Here is an 8,057-nt window from a genome sequence, read left to right on the forward strand (position 1 = left end):
GAGTGCACAGGAAACAAGTGACAACGATGACAGTGTCTATTATGAAGAAACTGTAAACGAGGATGCCACCACTGATGTGGGTGTTCCAAATCCACCAAACAAGTATCTAGTTCTAGCGCTTAGCCTATTCGTAATAATTGTTTTTTACTTTTTGCTTTTAAGCCATTTCCCTAATCTTCTAGCGAAAGGGATCAACCCCCTTACTGCTGCTGCTACACAATGTCTGCGTTTCTCTCTGATCTCGGCTGTAGTCATTTTGTTAGCTATTTTTGCAATGAGCGGATTTGATTTTTCCTATATAGGCTCTACGTTTACAAACAATGTGGGCTTGATAATTTTCATCGCGGTAGTATGGTTGATCTATTTGACCATAAGCATATCCAACAAGAGCAAGGGGGCAGCAAAATGAGTATTCAAGATAAAGTTCGCGAAGGAACTGGAGAGCATAAGAAAGCCAGTGCGGCTATGAAAAAAACCCTATTTATCGGTCTAGGCGGATCAGGAAAAGAAGTCTTGATGCGACTTAGACGTAAATTCTACGGAGCGAACGAGAACAAGTACGGCTATGATTTCATTAGATACCTCTGGATAGATACTGATACGGCCGGAACACCCATTTGCGATGAAAACTGGGAAGTTATTGGAGAAAACATCCGTTTTGGTGTTCGCAACTCAATAGACGAAGTGTTTAACGCTAGTATCGACAGGGATACTTTGAGTAGCTTTTATGAAAAGATCAATGCCTTTCCCCATATCAGGCATTGGTTCCCTGCTGAAGCATTGAAGCCTCTTGGATATGAAGCTCTGCTATATGGGGCTAAAGGAATACGTCCATTAGGTAGGCTGGCCTTTTCCTGGCACTCATCGGATATTCTTCTTACCTTAGAGCAAAACATATCCAAACTTGACCGGCAGTTTGATGTTTCGGGTGTTGAGTTAGATAATGAGATAGATGTTTACATCGTCGGCTCATTGGCTGGGGGCACGGGTTCTGGAATGTTTCTGGAGTTAGCAAAACTCCTAAAGTCAAACTGGCCGTCAAATTCTGTTTACGGCATATTTTTCCTTTCAGACATGTTCGCTGAGAAAGGTGACAATGAGTACCGGGACGCTAATTGTTATGCTGCTTTGCAAGAGCTTGACTTCTATCAGACTGCTGCTAATAGCCTTGACCCTCTGATCGGCAAAGAACGTCACATGTTTGAGTTTGTGGATTCCGAAGGAATCACCAAGAAGTTTAATCTCCCCCTCTATAGCAACGTATTTTTAGTATCAAATGAGTATTACAAATCTCCGAAGGAAAATCTCTTTTCCGACCCCTTCGAGATGGTTGCTGAGATTTTTTACTTTGATTTCGATAAATCTCCATTCGGCGCATTCAAGCGTCAAAACACGGTCAACACAAAAATTGTTGGATCTCAGGCTTCAGTCGAGTATATAATGCCGGATCAAGAGACAGGCAATGACATTAAGGTGGAGAGTATATATCACTCTGATTACTCTTCCTTTGCCCTATCCGGTATATTTCTCAACGTGTCTAAGATGAAAACTTGGGCATCCTACAAGTATATTGTTGATTTGCTAAGCAATTTACTAAAAGATAACCCCAATAACAATCAATTGTTTGAAAGTCCTGATGGTGGGTTCCGCATAAGTAAACTCAACTTCGAAGAAATTCTGCACCAAATAACGCACGGAAGCAGGCCAAATTCTGTTTATGAAGACTTCATTCACATCTTGACTACGAAGAAACAGAAAAAGCTTCAGGATGTTGAAGCAAAGATAACCTTTGACCACACCAACGTCTCCAAGGTGCAGCAAGTATGCCAGCAACAATTCGCAGATATTGACGCATTTGTACAAAATGAACTGGGCACAATGAACAGGGAGTTGATCGAGTACGAAAGAATTCCAGGCCCCACCCTTGATAAGCTATTATCAAACTTAAATTCCGGCTTGAATGATACCTATAGTGAGATTGAAAAGCTGATGTATGATATCTTGGCTAACTATCATGATGGCGGGATCACAGTGGCTACCCAGATGCTTGATCGGGTTAAGGCACTGGTCAATCAAATGGATGTTAACCAGAATAACTACGCAAATGACGTCAAAAGATTGAAAGAATCGCTGAAAGAAGAAAAGCCTGATCACCCTGAAGTTCATATCGACTCTAGAATTTCCGGACTACTCCAGAGAATTCAGGATAGTGATGAGATTCCTTGGGTCTTTCCGTTGTACAAGGACAAGGCTAAGAAGTATTATGACAGAAACCTCTCCCATGAGATTGATCATATGAATCGCGAGATAAAAAAGCAGATTGGAGACTATTTCAACTCATGTCTGGAACTTATTAAAAAGCGCTTTGAGGTTAAGTTCAAGGAGAAAATTGGGGAACTTGTTAATCAATACAGAACAAGAATTATTGACATGGTTGATAGCGTGGAGGTTACCATCCCCAATGTCATCAACCCTATTGGGATGAATAAGCAAATTCGGGAATTCAAGACGCATTTAACTTCTCTACATGCCTACTTTAAACGGTATGAACTGAGTTTGAAGACAGAAATCTCGGTGAAGCTCAACCGAAAAATGATTCTGGACAAAGATGTTGATCAAGACAAAATTTATCAGAGCTTTAAGCAACGTCTAAATGGTGACGACTGGTTCGCATCCCAGATATCCTCCTGGTTTCTCAATCTCATCAATGAAGCCCATAATACCAATGATAACATCTCTAGCAGCATGGAGCAATTTGTTAAGATTATAACATTCTACAATTATATCGCGTCAAAAACCAAATTGGAGATAAGGCCTGCTCTCAGGCAAGCATGTCGTAAAGAGTTCAACAATTTTATGGAAGATAAGTCCGCTATGGATCAACTTGTTGAATCGATCAGGACTGACGAGGCCACATACCGACAGTCCGTTGGAGGTATGTTGGACAACTTTAATTTCAGGCTTGCGCTTTCTCTCGCCTATACTAAGATCAAACAGAGGATTGAAAATACTTCCATGGTCAGGATAGTCGGATTGCCTGAACCCAACGAATATGTTGAGAGTTTTCTATCTGGTCTTGGCAAAGTTAAAAACTTCCAGTATCATGGTTCAAAGGAGAGTATTCTGTTCTATGCCGAGACTTTCGGATTTCCCCTATTCATGCTCAAAAATATAGAGCACCTGAAGACTGAATTTGTTAGGAATTGCGAGGCTGGCGCTAACAATAAATATCATCGCTATACGGATATCGTTACAGATTACCTTAAACCACTGGTGATCCCTCAATCGTCAGAAGATATGCAGGAATTCCTCCATTGCTGGGAAGTGCTCTACGAAGCTATCGTTCTCCACCTGATCAGATATGACAATAAAAACTGGGTGGCAACTATCGAAAACCCCGAAAGATTTAATGTAGAAGAGAATATAACTTTTGGGAAAACGCTTGATGCGGCAGTCATGAAGCTTAAGAATAACAAAAAACTTATGTCTGTGATCAAAGACAAGTCCAGCGATCTCTTTGCAGAAAAGTACAACCAAAAAGAGTCCATAGAACAGATATGGTTTGCACTCTTCTCTAACTATGAGGACATCAGGAAATTCGTTTCTGATCAGTTCCAGGAAAACAAACCCAAGATACCTCAGGAATATGTCTTGGAAAGGTTGCTGACCAAGTACTTGGACAAATACTGTCGTATTGAGTCTATCAGTAATATGAAAGATGGTCAAAAAAACCTTACTACTGCTTACAAGGATGTAATGAAGATCAGCTCAGGGTATCAAGACTCAGTACATAGGAATGGAGTTAAGGTTTATCCTTGCTAGGAATGTGATGAATAACTGCCCAAACTGTAAGCTGCTGATTAGCTGCCAGGATTACTGCTATTGCCCATATTGCAGGCATGTTATCCGAGAATTAGAGTTGTCCTGTCCTGAGAAAGTGTTTGCCGGAACAAGCTTTCTGGTGGTTTGCTCTGCCAAGGGAACGGAGAGCGTTACTCTACGATCGGTTATGCTGGACGGGGAGTTAATCGAACGGGGTGAGGTGCAGATAAACCCAGAATCAAGTAAGATATTCGAGTTAAGAATTGATGAACCTGGGTTACATACCTTAATCGTAAAAACCAACGGACCAGAATTGTCCCAAACTATCCGTTGTTCTAACCTGGGTTATTTCTCGCTGAGTTGGCAAAATATACAAGTTTTGGATCTTAACGATCTCGATTCGGAAAAGAGGGTCTACGTTACAAAAGAACTAACCGACCATAATATCTTGCTTACATATAATACTAGAAGTTGGTTTGAGGTCAAGAGGGTGTCGATTCTGGTTTCTGGAACCGAATTCAATTGCACTCAAGGAATCAGTGGACATGAAATCCCCAGCAGTTTTTTCGATATGCTAGCCAGAGATAAGACATTAAGTGGCGAGCTGAGGGTGGCTTCCACCAGCAATCATCTTATACGGATGCCGAACTTGCAGTTCATACATACGCCAGAAATGCCTGACATAAGGCTAATAAACTCGGATTATGCAAATGCTGCGCCATTAAGCGAATCAAACAATGTTATGTCTTTTGTCCTATCATACAATTTATTTGATTCAGATTCTGTCAGGCTCTTGAATAATCTTCGGGTCAAATTCTTATCGGATTTCATTGATGAGAAATTCGTTGATAGCTACTTCGATGACGAACAGAAGATTCACCACAATGTCGAGATAAACCTTGCTAGGTTACGGGGGGCAGATTCCAGCAATGATATCACTGCTAGACTTGAACTTCATGCGTTGTTTGAGTTACCAACATGCGAAACTGTGTTTTGCCGTTATTTTGACATTCCATTTATAGTGAAAAATCATAACGGCATCTATCACAAAGACATCAATAAGGTTGTGGCCATAGATTTTGGAACTTCTAATACCTGTATTGCATATGTGGACGAAGGAGGAGAAACGGTCCTTTGGCAGGAACCCACTATTCTGAAATTCTACAAGTTCAATCAATTCCCGCCCCATTCAATAACCTTTGGACAAGATGTAGGCAACGATGACCCTCCTCTCACCTTTGCCACAAATTTTAAACCTAGACTCACCCGCGACGAAGAGTTGTATTATTTCGATAGACAGACCCCAAAAAACATCCAAGCGCTCAGACCCAGTGCCCTTGCCAGGCTCTATCTGACAAACGCTTTAGACAGATTGTTTTTGAATACTGATTCTAAGCCCGGGAAAGCCCTAATTAGTTATCCCGCTGATTTCCCGACTGAAACGAGACGACGGGTGCACGAAATTATTGACTCTCTAGGCATCAATTCAGATTCCTCCAGGACACTCACTGAACCTGAGAACATTGCGCTGTATTTTGCTCTTGAGCCCGGATCACCTATCAGAGACAAGATCAATTCAACAAGCTCAGCAACGATTTGTGTTTTTGATTGCGGGGGTGGAACTACGGATGTAAGTGTTGTTAGGGTAACCCAGGATGACCAGATATCATTTGAGATACTTGCCACCTGGGGCACCGACAGATTTTCAGGTAACTACATCACCTATATGATCGGCATGAGTATAAATGGTGAAGCAGACTGGTTTCCAAAGGATTTTTCCTTGCTTTACACCGCCAAGAACGAAGAATTAGAGCAGTATTTCCAGCAAGTGCAGCACTACGAGGCCATAAAATGCAATTCTTTGGGAGCTTATGCAGAACAAATGCAGTACACAAATTTGGAATCGTCCATTCGTAGAGAGATCAGATCACTGTTTGATATGATCGATGAGAACATACTCTATCGGATGTTCATGAACAATATATTGGATAAAACGAACCCTGACTTCTTCATCCTTGCCGGGAACTCCTGCCGACTAAGTATTTTTAATGAAGAAGCCAAGGAATGTTATCCTGACTCGAACATAATCTGGGTTCCTGAGGATGGAAAGAAAGCCGTCGCCAAGGGAGCTCTTAAAGCCCATGAACTTGTTGGTTCACTTAACATAAAGGGTGCATCAAAGAGTAAAAACGAATATCTATATAGGCATGGCCTGGAAACGATAACCTTGTTTGAACCCCTTCTGGATATGTGTGAGGGTGGCTATGCCGTCAGTAATCATGTGAACCCTACCGGTATCCCTATACTAGGCAGGCACATGATTGATGGGCCACAAAAAGTACCGGTAATAAAATTCACCATACCACCACCATCCACAACGAAGAAAGGTTTTGCGTATCGCTTCAAGTTGCGATTTGTAAATAAAACCTTCTATTATGCTTGGGTTGCCGAAAATGGTGACCAAATTGAAGAAACCGAGTTGGAAGCTATCACAAACTTTACCGAAAATTAGGTTGGAGGACTATTGTGCTATTACTGACTACTAGACTCTCACTGTACATGCCCTATATGGTGTTGGTTGTGACATTGCTCTGTGTTGCTATCCTGATCTTGCTCCTTTTGTTATTGAGAAAAAACAGCCTACAAACTAGGAATATTGAAGACCGCATTAGTAGGATACAATCGCGTACATCAAATCCAACTAGCTTTCAAGGTCCTAGAGCTATACATGACGTTAGCTCTCAAGGAACGAATAGCCCAGAGAAAAAAAGGAAGATCAAGCCTGTAGATTGGGAGTACTAATGCCACAGCAAACTACAGTATTATATCTGCTTCCACTTTGTGCAATAATTTTGTTCTTGTCATTGATTTTGGTCATGCTGATGCTGATTATGAAAAGACTGGTTTCGCTCCGATATGACCAGAACAAACTTTCCGAATCCCTGAAACGCTTAGGTATCGGATTGCATGACGATACACAGACCTACGGAATAGTCAACAGCCAAATTGAAGATCTGTCACGGATCGTAATCAACAACCAGGAGAAAATTAATGAACTTACTTCCTCATTGCATAACCGGCTTGACGAGGTCCGTATCCAGCTCTTTGAATTGAGCAAGAATCCAGTCTGCAATTCAAGAACTGGAGCTAATGTTTTAACGGACTACAAGGATGTATTGGCACAATATCTACTCCGGAACTACCCCCATAAACATACAGACATCATGCGCAGCATAACATTACTTCCTGGCTCTACGTACGATCCAGCAATGTTAAAAAACCACGTAATCGAAACCGTAATGAGTACTGAGTTCAACAACATGAGTGAGGCAAAAAAAGCGGATTTTTGCCAACATGTTAATGATTGTCTCGCCAGTGACAGCATATCTATCTTCACGCCCCAACTTGGCCAGGAGTTTGATGATCAATCAATGTCTATGAAAAAGCAGTTGTCAGCCTCACAGAAAGTGTCTAGGGTACTCTATTTTGGAATTCGCCATAATGATGTGGTAATTTTAAAAGCGGACGTTCATGTTGGCTGAGAAAACTCATCCCAATTTTTCATTTGATGAAAATGATCACGCGTGTTACTTGGGAAACGCTAGTGTAGATAAGCATGATATAGACAAGATAAGAGCATTATTGGCTGACAATTATCCTTTTGCCGACTTTGATAAACTCCTTGACGACGCTGATAGAAGAAAACATCGGATAGTTGTTGATAATGATAATATTAAAATTGGAGAATCGGGAAAGGAGATTCCGATCAAGTCTCTGATCCCGGAAGATTTCCAGATGTTAATTTGCTATAAACCCAAGGAATGCATCGTCCTTCTTCATAAGCCTCTATCGGTTAAGTTGAAACACGATTCAATTGAAGGGCTCATCAAAGGACAATTGATTGAAGACTACAATAGTTCTGAAGAAGACAAGTTCCATATCATTTCTTGGGACAAAGAGTCTGGGAGTTTCAAACACGATGTTAAAGATTATTTAAGGTGGGGTGAACAAATCTCCATTGAATTCACCAGAGTTGGAGAGCTTGAATCACGTGCAAAGGAAAAACTCGCAGCCTATAACTCACTTTCCGACATAAGCCCTTTTTACACGATAGAGAAAAGTAAAGAGGACCTTATCAACAAGGTGAGAGGGTTGTTTCATGATACACCTAAATCTGAAAACACAACGCAAAAACCAACGCTGGTTATTAAACTATCAGCAATAGAATTCTTAGC

At 41.2% G+C, this 8,057-nt stretch carries 5 protein-coding genes; all 5 read left to right on the plus strand.

What is annotated here, in order from left to right; translation table 11 throughout:
* Positions 1 to 409: hypothetical protein (locus tag LHW48_06805; protein ID MCB5260165.1), on the plus strand; the 409-nt coding region annotated here is incomplete at its 5' end.
* Positions 406 to 3,822 (plus strand): tubulin-like doman-containing protein, encoded by a 3,417-nt coding sequence (locus LHW48_06810; GenBank protein MCB5260166.1) that lies wholly within the window; start codon positions 406 to 408, stop codon positions 3,820 to 3,822. The genes LHW48_06805 and LHW48_06810, both read left to right, overlap by 4 nt.
* A gap of 7 nt (positions 3,823 to 3,829) precedes the next feature.
* Complete coding sequence (locus LHW48_06815; protein ID MCB5260167.1) at positions 3,830 to 6,334, plus strand: Hsp70 family protein; 2,505 nt, start codon at positions 3,830 to 3,832, stop codon at positions 6,332 to 6,334.
* A gap of 289 nt (positions 6,335 to 6,623) precedes the next feature.
* Positions 6,624 to 7,364, plus strand: a complete 741-nt coding sequence (locus tag LHW48_06820) for a hypothetical protein (protein MCB5260168.1) — start codon at positions 6,624 to 6,626, stop codon at positions 7,362 to 7,364.
* Positions 7,354 to 8,057: hypothetical protein (locus LHW48_06825; protein MCB5260169.1), on the plus strand; the 704-nt coding region annotated here is incomplete at its 3' end. The genes LHW48_06820 and LHW48_06825, both read left to right, overlap by 11 nt.

It is taken from the genome of Candidatus Cloacimonadota bacterium (assembly GCA_020532355.1).
Classification (GTDB): Bacteria; Cloacimonadota; Cloacimonadia; order Cloacimonadales; family Cloacimonadaceae; genus UBA5456.